The 16,118-nt window shown below is 70.5% G+C and carries 14 protein-coding genes and 1 riboswitch; of the genes, 2 read left to right on the forward strand and 12 right to left on the reverse strand.

Annotated elements, in window-relative coordinates:
- Nucleotides 1-526: 526 nt before the first annotated feature.
- Nucleotides 527-1,855 (forward strand): CoA transferase, encoded by a 1,329-nt coding sequence (locus tag ACFVRO_RS17055; RefSeq protein ID WP_386954525.1) that lies wholly within the window; start codon nt 527-529, stop codon nt 1,853-1,855.
- On the opposite strand, the gene ACFVRO_RS17060 is transcribed toward ACFVRO_RS17055, so the two are convergent.
- From ACFVRO_RS17060 to ACFVRO_RS17075, 4 genes are read right to left on the reverse strand one after another with little or no spacing between them, the layout of a single operon-like run.
- Nucleotides 1,840-2,634, reverse strand: a complete 795-nt coding sequence (locus ACFVRO_RS17060; RefSeq protein ID WP_386954528.1) for a DUF4184 family protein — start codon at nt 2,632-2,634, stop codon at nt 1,840-1,842. The two genes, ACFVRO_RS17055 and ACFVRO_RS17060, sit on opposite strands and share 16 nt — an antisense overlap.
- Nucleotides 2,635-2,659: 25 nt before the next feature.
- Nucleotides 2,660-3,961, reverse strand: a complete 1,302-nt coding sequence (tyrS, locus tag ACFVRO_RS17065) for a tyrosine--tRNA ligase (RefSeq protein ID WP_386954530.1) — start codon at nt 3,959-3,961, stop codon at nt 2,660-2,662.
- Nucleotides 3,962-3,989: 28 nt separating this feature from the next.
- Entirely contained in the window at nt 3,990-4,802 is an 813-nt protein-coding gene (locus tag ACFVRO_RS17070) for a hypothetical protein (protein ID WP_386954532.1), read from the reverse strand.
- A complete protein-coding gene (locus ACFVRO_RS17075; RefSeq protein WP_105672374.1) occupies nt 4,799-5,443 on the reverse strand; it encodes a SatD family protein in 645 nt (214 codons plus the stop codon). The genes ACFVRO_RS17070 and ACFVRO_RS17075 overlap by 4 nt, the downstream gene beginning before the upstream one ends.
- Before the next feature lie 60 nt (nt 5,444-5,503).
- Here ACFVRO_RS17075 and ACFVRO_RS17080 point away from each other — a divergent pair, with 60 nt between their 5' ends.
- Nucleotides 5,504-6,100 carry a DUF1349 domain-containing protein gene (locus ACFVRO_RS17080; RefSeq protein ID WP_386954535.1) on the forward strand — a complete coding sequence of 199 codons (597 nt, stop codon included), beginning with the start codon at nt 5,504-5,506 and terminating at the stop codon, nt 6,098-6,100.
- 21 nt (nt 6,101-6,121) lie between these two features.
- Here the strand turns inward: ACFVRO_RS17080 and argH are convergent, their stop codons facing one another.
- The 8 genes from argH to thiM form a co-directional block, all read right to left on the reverse strand.
- On the reverse strand, nt 6,122-7,552 hold the full coding sequence (gene argH / locus ACFVRO_RS17085; protein WP_386954538.1) for an argininosuccinate lyase: 1,431 nt from the start codon (nt 7,550-7,552) through the stop codon (nt 6,122-6,124).
- Nucleotides 7,552-8,487: an ornithine carbamoyltransferase gene (argF, locus tag ACFVRO_RS17090; protein ID WP_341941770.1), complete on the reverse strand. Its 936-nt coding sequence runs from the start codon at nt 8,485-8,487 to the stop codon at nt 7,552-7,554. The genes argH and argF overlap by 1 nt, the downstream gene beginning before the upstream one ends.
- On the reverse strand, nt 8,484-9,695 hold the full coding sequence (locus ACFVRO_RS17095) for an acetylornithine transaminase (RefSeq protein WP_386954540.1): 1,212 nt from the start codon (nt 9,693-9,695) through the stop codon (nt 8,484-8,486). Before ACFVRO_RS17095 ends, argF begins: the two co-directional genes overlap by 4 nt.
- A complete protein-coding gene (argB, locus tag ACFVRO_RS17100) occupies nt 9,692-10,609 on the reverse strand; it encodes an acetylglutamate kinase (RefSeq protein WP_105672379.1) in 918 nt (305 codons plus the stop codon). Before argB ends, ACFVRO_RS17095 begins: the two co-directional genes overlap by 4 nt.
- Nucleotides 10,606-11,763 carry a bifunctional glutamate N-acetyltransferase/amino-acid acetyltransferase ArgJ gene (argJ, locus tag ACFVRO_RS17105; protein WP_386954542.1) on the reverse strand — a complete coding sequence of 386 codons (1,158 nt, stop codon included), beginning with the start codon at nt 11,761-11,763 and terminating at the stop codon, nt 10,606-10,608. The genes argB and argJ overlap by 4 nt, the downstream gene beginning before the upstream one ends.
- Nucleotides 11,760-12,812, reverse strand: a complete 1,053-nt coding sequence (gene argC / locus ACFVRO_RS17110; RefSeq protein WP_386954545.1) for an N-acetyl-gamma-glutamyl-phosphate reductase — start codon at nt 12,810-12,812, stop codon at nt 11,760-11,762. Before argC ends, argJ begins: the two co-directional genes overlap by 4 nt.
- Before the next feature lie 221 nt (nt 12,813-13,033).
- On the reverse strand, nt 13,034-15,172 hold the full coding sequence (locus ACFVRO_RS17115) for a bifunctional hydroxymethylpyrimidine kinase/phosphomethylpyrimidine kinase (protein ID WP_386954548.1): 2,139 nt from the start codon (nt 15,170-15,172) through the stop codon (nt 13,034-13,036).
- Nucleotides 15,169-16,017: a hydroxyethylthiazole kinase gene (thiM, locus tag ACFVRO_RS17120; protein ID WP_386954551.1), complete on the reverse strand. Its 849-nt coding sequence runs from the start codon at nt 16,015-16,017 to the stop codon at nt 15,169-15,171. The genes ACFVRO_RS17115 and thiM overlap by 4 nt, the downstream gene beginning before the upstream one ends.
- Nucleotides 16,007-16,101, reverse strand: a riboswitch (TPP riboswitch). Its footprint overlaps the gene before it by 11 nt.
- Between the last annotated feature and the right edge of the window lie 17 nt (nt 16,102-16,118).

Raw genomic sequence — 16,118 nt, forward strand, 5'->3', positions numbered from 1 at the left:
TTTGACAAGTGCACGCTGTTGAGTTCTCAAGGATCGGACGCTCCCCCGACCCAGTCATCACAACCAGGCCCGAAGGGCAACTTCTCAATCTTACCTGTCCTGCTCGGCTTGTCAAATCGACACGCCGTGAGGCTCAGAACCAGATTCGCAACCTCACCGCTCAGGGCGCCGAGGCAACTTCACTAGCTTATCCGCCCCGCCTCGCTTGTCAAATCAGCGCGTCGAGCAGATCTGAGATCCGCCGCGCAGCTGGAGACAGCCGCAGAAGGGGTGGACCTCCCATCCTAGACGCAGGCGTCTGATCTCACAAGTGAGAGGATCGGGAGGTGGTTCTCCGCTTGAGGGGGGTGAAGCTCTCGGCCTCTCCGCTTCCCTGTGGGGCGAACAAGTAATAAGTTACGCGGATTCCGGGGTTCCGGCAAATCGGGCCGTACCCCCCGGGCGTGTCGTCGTCGCCGGTCCCGCTGTTTCCCCCTGGCCAGATCGCGAATCCGGCGTCGAACGCGCCGCGGAGTACGATCGGCTCATGTCTGCGCCCCTCCTCCCCCGTCCGGACCAGGCCCTGCACGATCGCGTTCTCACCGAGCTCGGCATGGATCACGCGTCGGTCCCGATTCCCGCGCCGGCACACCGCGTACCCCTGCCCTCCCGCCTGGCGACGGCGGATCTCGCCTGGGCGAGCGTGGCCTCGGTGGCATCTGTGGCGGGGATCAGCGCAGAGCTCGACCCTGACCGGATCGCCCTCTCATACCGGAGCGACCGCCTGCTGACCGTCGACGACACGGCGCCATCGGTGTGGTCGCCGTACTCGGGGTTCTGGCGCTCCCGCGACGGGTGGGTGCGCACCCACGGGAACTACCGCCACCACGCGGAGGCGCTGCTGCGGGGTCTCGGGATCACCGACCTCGACGCGATCTCCTCCGCGTTCGCCGAGCGGACATCGACGGAGGCTGCCACCGCGATCTCCTCCGAGGGAGGTCTCGCCGTGGTCGTCTCCACCGAGCGGCCGGCCGAGGATGCCGCACTGCGCAGGACTCCTCTGCTGGACGTCCGCGGTGTCGAGGGCCCCGGTCGAGCACCCCTTGCTCCGGAAATCCCCCTCCCCCTCTCGCCCGTCCGCGCACTCCCACTGTCGGGGATCCGCGTCCTCGATCTCACCCGCGTGATCGCCGGCCCCGTCTGCACTCGCACGCTCGCGCTCCTCGGCGCCGACGTCCTCCGTATCGATCCGCCGCACCTGCCGGAAGCCGAATGGCAGCACTTCGACACCGGCCACGGCAAAAGGTCGGCCCTGCTCGACGCCCGCTCGTCCGAGATGCACGCGCTCCTCGCCCAGGCGGACGTCGTCGTGCTCGGATACCGCCCCGCGGCGCTGGATCGACTCGGCTTCTCCCCAGAAGTCCTCGCCGAGCGCTATCCAGGTCTCGTCATCGCGCAGCTCAGCGCCTGGGGTGTCGACCACCCGGAGCGCGCCGGTTTCGACAGCCTGGTGCAGGCGGAGTCAGGCATCGCGCTCGTCGAGTCGGCGGACGGCGACCGTCCGGGGGCGCTTCCCGCGCAGGCACTCGACCACAGTGCGGGCTATCTGCTCGCCGCGTCCGTCGTCGCGCTGCTCGAGCGGCGACGACGAGACGGCGGCACCTGGCAGGTGCGAACCTCCTTGCGTCGCATCGCCGCCGAGCTTCTCGGGATGCCGCGGAACGCGGAACCCGCGCCGGAACGCGACGTCGACCCCGCACCCCATACGGCGCACTTCGCCATCGGAGGACGACGACTCGCCACCGCGCGACCCGCTCTTCCCGGGCTCGACTTCCGTGCCCCGCACGAGTGGGGCGCGGATCAGCCCCGCTGGTGACGACCGCGGAACACCGGCAGCAGCAGGCAGAGGATCACGGTCAGCGCACCCCACACCGCACAGGCCGGTGGGAGCACCCGATAGGCGAGGTGCTGCAGGGTGAAGTCATCGGTGAACGGACCGTAGGCCGCGAACCCGATGATCCACGCCGTGGCGAGGATCATCGGGAGCGACAGCCACCAGGAGATCCGCACGGCCGAGGGGAGCGCCCGCACGATGCTCTCTCGGGGCACGGCCCTGGTCACTCGAAGGATCGCCCAGCCGCCGATGATGACCAGCGCGCCCGCCCCCGAGCCGTACTGCAGCCATTTGAACCCGGTCAGAGGTCCCCACATCCGATCGAGCGCCGGCAGCATCTCGACACCCCACCGCCCCTCGTGTGTGAAGGAGTCCCAGAGGATGTGGGACAGGACACCGAGGATCAGCGAGGCCGCGAGAAGCAGGGGGAAGAAGCGCGACTCGCCATTGCCGATCGCCTTACGCAGCGCAGGGAGGCCCCGGTCATCCCAGCTCGCAGGAAGCCGACGCGCCAACCAGACCGGTGAGAGCTCCGGAACGGCCGGACGCAGCACGACTCGCCAGATCAGGAACAGCGCGAATGCGACGAGCGCCGTCCAGATCACGTTCGCGTAGGTGTGAGTGAACCCGTAGTCCAGCCCTGTTCCACGGATGAACAGGGGCAGATCGGGCGCCATCGCACCTATCGCGATCGCCGACGGCACGAGCGGCGTGCGTACGAACGGCAGTGCGACCAGCGCGTGACTCGGGGTGAACGGCATCCGCTCTGCTCGCGACGGACGACCGTCAGCCGACGAAGACGCCGGCGAGAGTCTTCTTGCCTCGACGGAGCACGGAGACTCCGCCGGGAAGCGCACCGCTCACGGTTGCGGACTCGTCGTCGACACGGATGCCGTCGACCGACACCCCGCCCTGCGTGATCGCACGCCGGGCCTCGCTGAGACTGGACACCAGACCGGTCGTCACGAGAGCCTCGACGACCGGAGTCCCCGAAGGCACGGTGGCGTTCGGCAGCTCCTCCAGCGCGGTCCGCAGCGTCGAGGCGTCGAGCGCGGTCAGGTCGCCCTGTCCGAACAGCGCCTCGGATGCCGCGATCACGACGGCGGCGGAATCGATGCCGTGAACCGTGGCGACGACCTCGAGCGCGAGACGCTTCTGCGCCGCACGGCGGAACGGCTCGGACTCCACGAGCGCCGCGTACTCCTCGATCTCTGCCCGGCTGAGGAAGGTGAAGACCTTCAGCCGGTCGATGACGTCGGCATCCGCGGTGCTGAGCCAGAACTGGTACATCCGGTAGGGGCTGCACATCTCGGCATCCAGCCAGATCGCGTTGCCCTCGCTCTTGCCGAACTTCGTGCCGTCGCTGTTCGTGATCAGCGGGGTGCCGATCGCGTGCACCGAAGCGCCCTCGACGCGGTGGATGAGGTCGGTTCCGCTGGTGAGGTTGCCCCACTGGTCGCTGCCGCCGGTCTGCAGCACGCAGTCGTACTGGCGGAAGAGCTCCAGGAAGTCCATCCCCTGCAGGATCTGGTAGCTGAACTCGGTGTAGCTGATGCCGGCGTCGGAGTTCAGGCGCGCGGCGACCGCGTCCTTCTTCAGCATGGTGCCGACGCGGTAATGCTTGCCGATCTCGCGCAGGAAGTCGATCGCCGACATCGGCGCCGTCCAGTCGAGGTTGTTGACGATGCGTGCGGCGTTGTCGCCCTCGAAGCTGAGGTAGCGCTCGACCTGGGTGCGCAGGCGCCCGACCCACTCGACCACGGTCTCGCGCGTGTTCAGCGTGCGCTCGGCGGTCGGCCGCGGATCTCCGATGAGGCCGGTCGAGCCGCCGACGAGGCCGAGAGGCTTGTGGCCGGCGAGCTGGATGCGACGCAGCGTGAGCAGCTGCACGAGGTTGCCCAGGTGCAGGCTCGGAGCGGTCGGATCGAACCCGCAGTAGTACGTGATGGGGTCTCCCGCGAGCAGGGCGCGCAGCGCCTCCTGGTCGGTGGACACGTGGACGAGGCCACGCCACACGAGTTCGTCCCACACGTTGTCGAACGTGGGATCGATCGCGGGCGCCGCAGTCGTCAGAGCGGGATCAGACACGCGATCAAGGCTATCAGCGGTGAACCGCTCAGCTGTGCGCGGCCCACCAGACAAGGAACGTCGCTCCCAGCCCGATCACCCAGCTGACGAGGCTTCCGACGAGGAAGTACTCCGCCCTGGCGCCGGTCTCGCCGTCGCGCGAGATCTCCGGGAAGCGCACGATGCCCTTCGCCGCGAGCATCGCTGCCAGGATCGGGTACGCCGATGCGAGGGTGAGGATCATCACAAGCGTGCGCTCCAGCGGCCCGATCAGCCGCCCGCCTTTGAACCCGCCGCGCGGATCAGCAGGAGTCGCTGCGCTCTTCGCCGCCGCATCGTCCGACGACTCGGCGCCCGACGACTCGGCCTCCACGACGGGGGTCGCCGAGTCCGACGGTGCGGTGACGACCGCCACCGGATCGGCCGGACGCCAGGTGTGCTCGCCGTCGAGTGCGGCGCGCACCACGAGGTTCGCGGATTCGAGCAGGAAGACTCCGGCGCCCAGCGTGAGCACCGCCAGATCGAAGGACACGTCGCCGAACGGCGAGCGCAGACTCCAGACTCCGCCGATGAGACCGGCGTCGGTGCGGGCTCCCCACCACACCACCGCGCCCACGCTGAGGACGCCGAGGAGGACCGCAGGCCAGAATCCCAGGGGCGCCGGTCGATCGTCTGGCATGCACCACACCCACAGAGCGCCCACGACGAGCGCTGCGATCATCGGCAGCAGGGCGTCGCTCACGCTGCCGAGCAGGAGCAGGATCACCACCACGGAGAGATAGCCGATCCACCGGCGGGGCGCGAACTGCCGCACGAGGTCGGCGGCGCCGACGGCCAGCAGGACGAATCCGGCGACGATCATGCGAGCTCCCCTCTGAGCGCGGCCAGTCCCTCGACGATCGCGGCGGCTCCCGCGGTGCGCAGCGCCTTCGAGATGCTCGGCTGGGAGATGCCCTCCTCGGCGGCGAGCTCCTGCTGCGACCGTCCGATGATGCGTCCGTAGGTCAGACGCCGTTCGCGCTCGTTCATGGCGCCCACCAGCTCGTCCCTGACGAGGAGGTAGGCGTTGGACGCCGCGATCGTGGTCTCCATGACCTCATCCTGCCCGGGGGCTCCGACAATCCACGTGCGCGTGCGCGGCACGGCGCGGCCTTCCCTCGCGTGCACGGTCTCGATCGCCGCGCGCGCGGCGTACCACCCCGGCCCGTCTGCGAGCTCGCCGTGCACGGATGCGACGGGACGCACCTCTCCCACGCCGATCCCGAACCGGAACGCGATGCCGTCCGGCAGCCGGAGCTGGATCATCAGGAGCGAGATCAGCGCGTCTCCGAGGTCGCTGTAGACGCCCTGCTGCTCGTCTCCCACCGTGGGAGTCAGCGGCTGCGCGGCCAGCGGGAGGTCGGCCTCGACCTGCGCGATCGTCCGGTCGAGCACGTGCTGCGCGGCCGTGCGATCATCGAGCCTGCGGGAGCCGACGATGTCGGCGAGTACGGCGATGACCATCGGATAACCGTATCACGAATAACTCTGTACTTATGCGTTATTTAGTTATATCTTGAGGATATGCCTGAATCGCACATCATCCCCTGGTCCGACGGCTCGTGGACCCATGCCCCCTTCGCCCAGTCGACGGCGGCATCCGACGAACCCCACCTCGACGTCACGGCCGTCGAGGGCAGCGACGCCTGGCGACGCACCGCCTACGGCTTCGTGCACGACAGCGAGCACGCGCTTCTCGCGCCCCTCGCCGTCGGCGAGGCCATGGACGTGTCGTTCCAGGCTCCGTGGGACGGTCAGTTCGACCAGGCCGGTGTCTTCGTGAAGATCGACGACGAGCACTGGATCAAGGCGGGGATCGAGTACGCCGACGACCACCTCGGACTCGGCGCCGTCGTCACCGACGTCGGCTCGGACTGGTCGGTGGGCCACGTCGACGACTGGCACGGAAGCGAGATCACCGTGCGCGTGAGCCGCTGGCCGGATGCCGTGATCGTGCGGGCTCGCGCCGACGACGGCGACTGGCGCCTGGTGCGGGTCGCGCCGTTCGACGGAGACGCCGCGGCATCCGCCGGTCCGTTCCTCGCCGCCCCCATGCGCTCCGGGCTCACCGTGCGATTCACGCGCTGGGTGCGCTCCGCGGCGGACGCGACCCTGCACTGAGCCGGATCCGCCGCGGCAGGACTACAGCCCGAGAGCGTGCGCCGCTGCCTGTGCCCGTGCGACGAGCTCGGCGCGCTGCTCCGCGACGCGCACGGGGGCGGTGCCACCGGCGCCCGTGCGCGAGGCGACGGATCCCTCGATCGTCAGCACCTCGCGCACCTCGGGCGCCAGGTGTGCGGACACCGAGAGCAGCAGCTCGTCGGAGGCGTCTTCGAGGCCGATCCCCCGGTCCTCGCAGGAGCGGACGAGCGCACCGGAGATCTCGTGCGCGTCGCGGAAGGGCACGCGGCGCTTGACCAGCCACTCCGCGACGTCCGTCGCGAGGGAGAAGCCCTGCGGGGCGAGCGCGGCCATCCGCTGCGTGTCGAACTGCAGCGTCGCGACCATGCCGGCGAACGCGGGCAGCACGACTTCCAACGTCTGCACGGAGTCGAAGACCGGCTCCTTGTCCTCCTGCAGGTCGCGGTTGTACGCCAGGGGCAGCCCCTTGAGCGTCGCCATGAGACCCGAGAGGTTGCCGATCAGCCGGCCCGACTTGCCTCTGGCCAGCTCGGCGATGTCGGGGTTCTTCTTCTGCGGCATGATGCTCGACCCGGTCGAGTAGCCGTCGTGCAGCGTGACGAACCCGAACTCGCGCGTGTTCCAGAGGATGATCTCCTCGGCGAGGCGCGACAGGTCGACGCCCGTCATGGCCGTGATGAAGGCGAACTCCGCCACCACGTCACGCGCGGAGGTGCCGTCGAGGGAGTTCTCGGCGGGACGGTCGAGTCCGAGCTCCGTCGCGACGAGCGCCGGGTCGAGGCCCAGGGTCGAACCCGCGAGCGCTCCGCCGCCGTACGGCGAGACGCCGGCACGGCGACGCCAGTCGACGAGCCGCTCGAGCTCTCGCACCAGAGGCCAGCCGTGCGCCTGCAGGTGGTGGGCGAGGAGCACGGGCTGCGCGTGCTGCAGATGGGTGCGACCGGGGAGGATCGCATCGGGGTGCGCCTCGGCCTGGGCGACGAGCGCGTCGATCACGCGGAGGATGTCACGGGCGATCACCCGGGCGTGGTCGATCAGGTACATGCGCACGAGCGTCGCGATCTGGTCGTTCCGGCTGCGACCCGCGCGCAGGCGTCCGCCCAGCTCGGGCCCGAGCTCGGCGATCAGGGCCTGCTCCAGGGCGCCGTGCACGTCCTCGTCCGTCGGCTGCGGCCGCAGCGAGCCGTCCGCGACCTTGCGGGCCACGGCATCCAGTCCCTCGTGCATCCGCGTCGCCTCATCGGCTTCGAGGTACCCTGCGGCTTCGAGGGCCGTCGCATGTGCATGGGATCCGGCGATGTCGTACGGTGCGAGGATCCAGTCGAAGTGCGTCGAGCGGCTCAGCTCGACGAGCTCGGGAGAGGGACCGCTCGCGAAACGCGCTCCCCACAGGGCTCCCTCGTTCGTGCCCTCGTTCTTGTCCGCGCCCATCAGGCGGCCTCCCCGTTCTTGCGGAGCAGCCAGACCAGCAGCGCCTTCTGCGCGTGCAGGCGGTTCTCGGCCTCGTCCCACACGACGCTCTGCGGACCGTCGATGACCTCGGAGTCGACCTCGTAGCCGCGGTCAGCGGGGAGGCAGTGGATGAAGATCGCCTCGGAGTCGGCGATCGTCATCGTCTCCGGCGTCACCTTGTAGCCCCCGAGATCGCGGATGCGCGCGAGCTTCTCCTCCTCCTTGCCCATCGACACCCACGTGTCGGTGACGACCACGTCGGCGCCGGCCGCCGCCTCCACCGGGTCCGTGTAGAGCGTGATCGAGCCGCCGGTCTCGGCGGCACGGCGGTCGGCGGCCTCGACGACGTCGGCGCGCGGCGCGTAGTCGGCCGGCGAGGCGATGCGCACGTGCATGCCCGCCGTGACGCACGCGAGCGCGTAGGAGTGCGCCATGTTGCTCTGCCCGTCGCCGAAGAACGTGAGGGTGAGACCCTTCAGCTCGCCCTTGTGCTCGCGGATCGTGAGGAGGTCGGCCAGCAGCTGGCAGGGGTGGAAGTCGTCGGAGAGCGCGTTGACCACCGGCACGCGGGTGCCGTTCGCCATCTCCTCGAGACCGGCCTGGGCGTAGGTGCGCCAGACGATCGCCGCGACCTGGCGCTCCAGCACGCGTGCGGTGTCGGAGGGCGTCTCCTTGCCGCCGAGCTGGCTGTTGGCCGTCGAGATGATCAGCGGGGAACCGCCGAGATCCGCGATGCCGACCGCGAAGGACACGCGAGTGCGGGTGGACGACTTGTCGAAGATCACCGCGACGGTCTGCGGACCGGCGAGGCTCTTGTCCGCCCAGCGGTCCTTCTTCAGCTCCAGCGCGAGATCGAGGATCTCCGCCTGCTCGGCGGGGGTGAGGTCGTCGTCACGCAGCAGGTGGCGGGTCATGCGGGGGCCTTTCCGGAGTCGGTGAGGGATGCCTGGACGTCGGCGAGGGATGCAGTGAACAGCTCGCGGAACTCGGCGAGCTCGGCGGCGCCGATGGTGAGCGCCGGCGCGATGCGCACGGTCTCGGGGTTGGCGGCGTTCACGATGAGACCGCGCTCCTGGGCCGCGGCGACCACGGCGCCGGCCACGGGAGCGGTCAGTGCGACGCCGATGAGGAGACCGCGACCGCGGACGCCCTCGATCAGCGGGAAGTCGATGGCCTCGATGAGATCGCGCAGCTCGGCGCCGCGCAGGGCGGCGTTCTCGACGAGACCCGCGTCCTCGATCTCGGCGAGGACGGCATCGGCCACTGCGGTCGCCAGCGGGTTGCCGCCGAACGTCGAGCCGTGCGAACCGGGTGTGAAGAGCGCGCTCGCGGCCCCGTAGGTGACCAGGGCGCCGATCGGGAAGCCGCCGCCGATCCCCTTCGCGAGGGTGATCGCATCGGGGGTGATGCCCTCGTGGCTGAAGCCGAACCAGGCTCCGGTGCGCCCTGCGCCGGTCTGGATCTCGTCGACGATGAGCAGCGCGCCGTGCTTCAGGGTGAGCGAGCGGGCCGCGGCGAGGTACCCCTCGGGCAGCTCGACCACTCCGGCCTCTCCCTGGATGGGCTCGACGATGACCGCGGCGACGCGGTCGTCGATCGCGGCCTCGAGCGCCTCGATCGTCGCCGGGATGTGCTCGACACCGCCGGGCATGGGCTCGAACGGGGCGCGCATCGAATCCTTCGCCGTCATGGCGAGGGAGCCCATCGTGCGCCCGTGGAAGCCGTTCTCCAGTGCGATGATGCGCGGCTTCCCTGCTCCGCCGTGCAGACGGGCGAGCTTGAACGCCGCCTCGTTGGCCTCGGCGCCGGAGTTCGAGAAGAACACGCGGCCGTCGAGGCCCGCACCTGCGAGCCGCTTCAGGCGCGCGGCGAGCGCGAGCTGCGACGGTGTGGCGAAGTAGTTCGACACGTGAGCGAGGGTCGCCGCCTGGCGGGACACGGCCTCGACGAACACGGGGTGCGCGTGGCCGAGGGAGGTCACCGCGATGCCCGCGAGGAAGTCCAGCAGGCGCCTGCCCTCGGAGTCCCACAGATACGAGCCCTCGCCGCGCGTGAGCATGGCGAGTCGGGGCCCCGCGTTGAGGACCAGATCGCTCGCCGCGTCATCCTGCCAGTTGCTCATGCCGTCGTCCCTGCGCTTCCCATGACCACTTCTGTTCCGATTCCCTTGCTGGTGAAGAGTTCGACGAGCACCGAGTGCGGCACCCGTCCGTCGATGATCGCCGCGGCGTCGACGCCGCCCTCGACCGCGTCCAGGCAGGCCCTCATCTTCGGGATCATCCCGGACTCCAGGCTCGGCAGCATCTCGACGAGCGCGTCCGATGTCAGGTGCGAGACGAGGGAGTCCCTGTTGGGCCAGTCGGCGTAGAGCCCCGGCACATCGGTGAGGATGACGAGCTTGCGCGCCCCGAGCGCCACCGCGAGGGCGGCGGCGGCGGCATCCGCGTTGACGTTGAGCGACTGACCAGGGTGGTCCAGATCGGGCGCGATCGACGACACGACCGGCACTCGCCCCGCCGCCAGGTGATCGAGCACGGGGGTCGGATCGACCTCGACGACATCGCCAACGCGACCCAGATCGACCTCCTCCCCCTCGATGATGACGCCGCGACGACGCCCGCCGAAGAGACCGGCGTCCTCACCGCTGAGACCGGTGGCGATCGGGCCGTGCGAGTTGATCTTCGAGACCAGCTGCGGGTTGACCTGGCCGGTGAGGACCATCCGCACGACGCTGATCGCCTCGGTGGTGGTGACCCGGTAGCCGCCCTTGAACTCGCTCGGGATGTCGAGACGATCGAGCATGTTCGAGATCTGCGGGCCCCCGCCGTGCACGACGACGGGCTGCACGCCGACGTAACGCAGGTACGCGATGTCCTGGGCGAACGCCTCCTGCAGCTCGTCGGAGACCATGGCGTTGCCGCCGTACTTGACGACGACGATCTGGTCGCGGAACTTCTTCAGCCACGGGAGGGACTCGATGAGGGTCTCGGCCTTGACCGCGGCGATCTCGGCCGGGGTGTCCTGGATGTCGGTCATGAGGCGTAGGCGCTGTTCTCGTGGACGTAGTCGTGGGTGAGATCGTTCGTGAGGATGGATGCCGTGGCCTCGCCGACCTTGAGGTCGATGACGAGGTGGGTGGCCCGAGGGGTCAGGTCGACCTCATCGCGCGGACGGTCGGGGCCGCCCTCGCTGCACACGCGGACGCCGTTCATCCACACGTCGACGTCGTAGGGGTCGAACTGCGCGGCCGTGGTGCCGATCGCGGCGAGCACGCGCCCCCAGTTCGGGTCGTTGCCGAAGATCGCCGCCTTGAAGAGGTTGTTGCGGGCGACGGAGCGGCCGACCTCGACGGCGTCCTTCTCGGATGCCGCGTGCTGCACCTCGATCGTGATGTCGTGGCTCGCCCCCTCGGCGTCGCCCTGCAGCTTGACGGCGAGCTCCTGGCAGACCTCGGAGAGCGCGGCGGCGAAGTCGTCGAGGTCGGGAGCCACCTCGGACGCCCCGTTGGCGAGCAGCGTCACCTGGTCGTTGGTCGACATGCAGCCGTCGGAGTCGAGACGGTCGAACGTCTGACCGGTCGCCCGACGGAGCGCCTCATCGGCCTCGAGCGGTTCGAGGACGGCATCCGTGGTGAGCACCACGAGCATGGTGGCGAGACCGGGCGCGAGCATCCCCGCGCCCTTCGCCATGCCGCCGATGGTCCAGCCGTCGCGGCTGACCACCGCGGTCTTGGCGACCGTGTCCGTGGTCATGATGGCCTGGGCTGCGGCGTCTCCACCTGCGGAGGAGAGCTCGGCGATCGCCTGCGCGGTGCCGGCGAGGACCTTCGAGCGGAAGACCTCGTCACCGGTGCCGATGAGCCCGGTGGAGCACACGAGCACATCCCCCGCGCTGACGCCGAGGAGCTCGGCCGCCTTCTCGGCGGTCTGGTGCGTGGTCTGGAAGCCGAAGCTGCCGGTGAAGCAGTTCGCGCCGCCCGAGTTCAGCACAACGGCCTCGACGACCCGGTCGGCCACGGCCTGCTGCGACCAGATGATGGGGTTGGCCTTGGCACGGTTGCTCGTGAAGACGGCCGCTCCGACCTTGCGCGGGCCGCGGTTCACGACCACGGCGACGTCGGGCTTTCCCGTGCTCTTGAGGCCTGCGGCGACGCCGGCCGCCTCGAATCCTGCAGGTGCGGTGACACTCACGGTGCGACTCCGTTCACGGAGAGGGCGCGGTCTTCGGGGAGGCCGAGCGCGATGTTCATGGACTGGATGGCGGCACCGGCGGTGCCCTTGACGAGGTTGTCGACCGCGGTGACGACCGTGACGCGGTTCGCGGCGCGGTCGATCGCGAGTCCGATCAGTGCGGTGTTCGCCCCGAGCACGTCGGCCGTGCGCGGGAACTGCCCCTCGGGGAGCAGTTGGACGAAGGTCTCCCCCGCATAGGCGCTCTCCCACGCGTCGCGGATCTGCGCGTCGGTGACGCCCTCGACGATCGGAGCGGTCGAGGTGGCGAGGATGCCGCGCGACATCGGGACGAGCACGGGCGTGAAGGAGATGCGGATGCCGTCGGCGTCTGCCCCGGACGCCGCGGCGAGCGCCTGCCTGATCTCCGGGATGTGGCGGTGCGTGCCACCCACGGCGTAGGGGTTGGCGGTGCCGAGGATCTCGCTGCCGAGGAGGTTCGTCTTGAGGCTCTTGCCCGCGCCGGAGGGGCCGACCGCGAGCACGGAGACGATGTCGCCGGGATCGATCACTCCCGCGGCCACACCGGGGGCCAGGCTGAGGCTCACGGTCGAGGCGTTGCACCCCGGCGCCGCGATGCGTGTGGCACCGCGCAGGTTCGCCCGCTGCTTCCCCCCGCCGACGGGCAGCTCGGGAACGCCGTACGCCCACGGCTCGTGGAAGTCGCCGCCGTAGAAGGCGTCCCACGACTCCTTCGAGGTGAGCCGGTGGTCGGCGCCCGCGTCGATCACGAGCGGCACCGAGCCGAGCGCGTCGGTGTACTGCCCCGACTGCCCGTGCGGCAGGGCGAGGAACACGATGTCGTGCCCTGCCAGGATCTCGGGTGTCGTGTCCTGCAGCGTGAGATGGGCGAGCGAGCGCAGGTGGGGCTGATGCTGGATCAGCGGCTGCCCTGCGTTCGAGTGCGCGGTGACGGTGCGGATCTCGATGTCGGGATGGGCGGCCAGGAGGCGCAGAATCTCGCCGCCTGCGTAGCCGGATGCGCCGGAGACGGCGACGGAGTACGTCATGCTTCTACCTTAACGGTGGGAGGGTCGGAGGCCTGAGCGGCGACACCGGCACTCGACCGCCGTGCGTGCACAGGCAGGAGCGCGGGGTCGCCTAGAGTCGGCGGCCGCCGCGGCGTCGGCGCACAGCGATGACGCTCGGAGCGAGCGTCAGAGAAGCGGTGGCGGCCGAAGGCATGTCGCGACAGTAGCGCGAGCGCCGAGGCATCCGCAAATCCTGCGCGTCACATGCCCTGCGGGATCGGCGCAGCGAAGAAGGCGAGCTCGTGCGCGCTCGCGATCTCGAAGGCGCGGAGCATCCTCTCTCTACGCGAGGGCGACGATGCCGCCGCGGCCCGCGACACGTACGCGATCGCCGTCTCCGTCGCGGCTTCGAAACCGGGGTCGGCGTAGGTCGCGAGCCAGGACGCGTACGGATGCCGTGGATCGCGGGCGTACTCCCCGGACTCCCCCGCGTGCAGACGCCGACCGAGGTCGGTGTAGAGCCAGAAGCAGGGCAGGATCGCCGCGATGAGCTCGGCGTAGTCGCCCCCGAAGGCGACGGAGCGCAGGTGGTCGAGGTAGGCCGTCGTGGTCGGGGCGGGCGCGGCGGAGAACGTCTCCTGGCCGACGCCCGTCGCGGGGGTCAGCCAGGAGGCGTGCAGCTCGAGCTCTCCGACGATCGCCCCGTGTGCGGACTCCGCCCAGAACGCCTGCTCCGCCGACGACGGCGCCAGGCGGGACGCCTCCGCCAGCACTCTGGCGTACTCCCGCAGGTACAGCGCGTCCTGCGCGAGGTAGAACACGAACGCGTCCCGATCCAGCGTTCCGTCGGCGAGGGCACGGATGAACGGGAGCTCGTCGATGCCGGAGCGGATGCCGGAGATGCCCTCCCACCAGTCCGCGCGGACCTCGCCGGGGGTGGGTCGGGTGTCGAGTCCGCCGCGGGACCACAGGCCTGCGAAGTGGTGCACCGGACCGTGTCCGCGTCCGACACGGAGTTCGTGGCTCTCGCGCAGCGCCTCTCTCAGCCAGGTGCGCGCTCCGGCGACGGCATCCGCCGGGCTCTCCCCCCTCGCGAGCAGCGTGGCCAACGCGGAGGACAGCGAGCAGCCGGTGCCGTGCGTGTGCGGGGTGTCGATGCGGGCGCCGGAGAACTCGCGCCGCACCCCGGCGCCGATCAGCGCGTCCGGGGTCTCCGCGCCGGTGAGGTGCCCGCCCTTGACGAGCACCTGGGCGCCGATCTCGGCCGACAGATCCTCCGCCGCGGCGAGCGCCTCCTCCCAGCCTGCGATCCGACGGGAGGTCAGCACGGCGAGCTCGGTGAGATTGGGGGTGACGACGTCGGCACGGCTCAGCAGTCCGCGCAGCGCTCGCTCGGCCGCCGCGTCGAGCAGGCGGTCCCCGCTGGTGGCGACCATGACGGGATCGATCACGACGATCGGCGGGCGCACCCTGTCGAGCCAGTCGGCCACCGCGCCGATGACCTCCGCGTCGGCGAGCATGCCGATCTTCACGGCGTCCACGACGATGTCGTCCGAGATCGCGTCGAGCTGCGCGCGCAGGAACTCCGTCGGCGGCACGTGCACGGCGCTGACGCCCTGCGTGTTCTGCGCGGTGAGTGCGGTGAGGACGGCCATGCCGTATCCCCCGTTCGCCGCGATCGACTTCAGGTCGGCCTGGATGCCCGCCCCTCCCGACGGGTCGCTGCCGGCGATGCTGAGCACCCGCGGCACCCCCGCTGCACGCCAGCGGCGGAGGAGGCCTCGCGCCGCCGCCGCCGGATCATCGGCGGCGCACAGGGCCGACACGACCGCGAGACCGGCGGCGCCCGCCTCGCGCAGAGGCTCGGCGTCGTCGATGCCGACGCCGCCGATCGCCACGCACGGCAGCGGAGTGGCCGCGGCCACCGCCGCGAAGCCCTCGATGCCGAGTGCCGGCGGATGGTCGGGCTTGGTGCTTGTCGGTCGGATGACGCCGACGCCGAGGTAGTCCACGGTGCCCTCCGGCAGCTCTCCGAGTGCGGCGAGGTGCTCAGGGCTGTTCGCGGTGAGACCGATGAGGGCGTCGGGGCCGAGTGCGGCGCGGGCGCGCAGCACCGAGGAGTCCCCCTGTCCGAGGTGCACGCCGTCGACGCGGGCGCCTGCGGCACGAGCGGCGAGCGCGGCGTCGAGCCGGTCGTTCACGACGAGGAGCGCTCGACCGTCGATCACCCGGGAGAGCTCGACGAGCTGCGCGGTCGTCTCGGCATCCGTCGCCCGTTTGTCGCGCAGCTGCACGATGCGCACTCCCCCGTCGACGGCCATCCGCACGGTCTCCACGACGCCGCGTTCTCCGCACAGCCCCGGATCGGTGACGAGGTACAGAGAGAGGTCGGCGATCACAGCGCGCCGCCCTCGACGCGCGCCGCTCCGGCGAGATCGTCAGGGTGCACGGCGGCGAGCGCATCGAGCAGTGCGACCGCGAAGCTGCCCGGGCCCGCGGATGCCGCAGCGGCGCGCTCGGCGGCGATCGTGTAGACGAGGCTGGCCGAGGCGACCGCGGTGAGCGCATCGGCTCCCGTGGTCCGTGCGGCCCCGAGGAACGCAGCCATGACGGCGCCGAGAGCGCAGCCGCCTCCGGTGACCCTGGTGAGCAGCTCGTGTCCGTTCGCGAGCCGCAGTACGCGCTGCCCGTCGGTGATCAGGTCCACCGGCCCCGACACCGCGACGATGCTGCCGAAGCGCGAGGAGAGCGCGACCGCGGCGTCGGCGGCGGCATCCGTGGTGTCGGTGGCGTCGACCCCACGTCCGCCTGCGCTGAGACCGGCCAGTGCCAGGATCTCCGAGGCGTTGCCTCGGATGGCCGTCGGGCGCAGCGCCACGAGCTCCTGCGCCAGCGCCGTGCGCACCGGGAGCGCGCCGATGGCGACGGGGTCGAGCACCCAGGGCGTGCCGGACGCCGCGGCTCCGGCCGCCGCCTCCAGGCTCGCCGCTCGCTGCTCGGGGTTCGGCGTGCCGAGATTCACGAGCAGGCCGGAGGCGACGCCGGCGAACATCCCGGCCTCGCCGACGATGTCGACCATCGCGGGGGCCGCGCCGACGGCGAGGAGCACGTTGGCCGTGAACCCGGTGACGACGGCGTTGGTGATGCAGTGCGTGAGAGGAGGCGCCTCTCGCAGCACCCCCAGCAGCGTGGCGGCCTCGAAGACGAGATCGGAGGCGGATGCAGGACGCAGAAGATCGCTCATGCGACATTCCCTTCGCTAGTGCTAACTAGATCAGGTTCGACGGGTCTGTTCTCAGCCGCGGATGCGGCACCCCGTGTCACTGCTCGCAGTCTAGCGAAGAG

It is taken from the genome of Microbacterium sp. NPDC057944, from assembly GCF_042887445.1.
GTDB classification, from domain to species: domain Bacteria; phylum Actinomycetota; class Actinomycetes; order Actinomycetales; family Microbacteriaceae; genus Microbacterium; species Microbacterium natoriense.

What these genes read in the sequence shown, in the direction of transcription:
- ACFVRO_RS17070 (WP_386954532.1), bottom strand. Translation starts at nt 4,802, where the DNA reads ATGATCGTCGCCGGATTCGTCCTGCTGGCCGTCGGCGCCGCCGACCTC.
- thiM (WP_386954551.1), bottom strand. Translation starts at nt 16,017, where the DNA reads ATGAGCGATCTTCTGCGTCCTGCATCCGCCTCCGATCTCGTCTTCGAG.
- argB (WP_105672379.1), bottom strand. Translation starts at nt 10,609, where the DNA reads ATGACCGACATCCAGGACACCCCGGCCGAGATCGCCGCGGTCAAGGCC.
- argH (WP_386954538.1), bottom strand. Translation starts at nt 7,552, where the DNA reads ATGGGCGCGGACAAGAACGAGGGCACGAACGAGGGAGCCCTGTGGGGA.
- ACFVRO_RS17055 (WP_386954525.1), top strand. Translation starts at nt 527, where the DNA reads ATGTCTGCGCCCCTCCTCCCCCGTCCGGACCAGGCCCTGCACGATCGC.
- ACFVRO_RS17095 (WP_386954540.1), bottom strand. Translation starts at nt 9,695, where the DNA reads ATGAGCAACTGGCAGGATGACGCGGCGAGCGATCTGGTCCTCAACGCG.
- argF (WP_341941770.1), bottom strand. Translation starts at nt 8,487, where the DNA reads ATGACCCGCCACCTGCTGCGTGACGACGACCTCACCCCCGCCGAGCAG.
- argC (WP_386954545.1), bottom strand. Translation starts at nt 12,812, where the DNA reads ATGACGTACTCCGTCGCCGTCTCCGGCGCATCCGGCTACGCAGGCGGC.
- ACFVRO_RS17080 (WP_386954535.1), top strand. Translation starts at nt 5,504, where the DNA reads ATGCCTGAATCGCACATCATCCCCTGGTCCGACGGCTCGTGGACCCAT.
- ACFVRO_RS17075 (WP_105672374.1), bottom strand. Translation starts at nt 5,443, where the DNA reads ATGGTCATCGCCGTACTCGCCGACATCGTCGGCTCCCGCAGGCTCGAT.
- ACFVRO_RS17060 (WP_386954528.1), bottom strand. Translation starts at nt 2,634, where the DNA reads ATGCCGTTCACCCCGAGTCACGCGCTGGTCGCACTGCCGTTCGTACGC.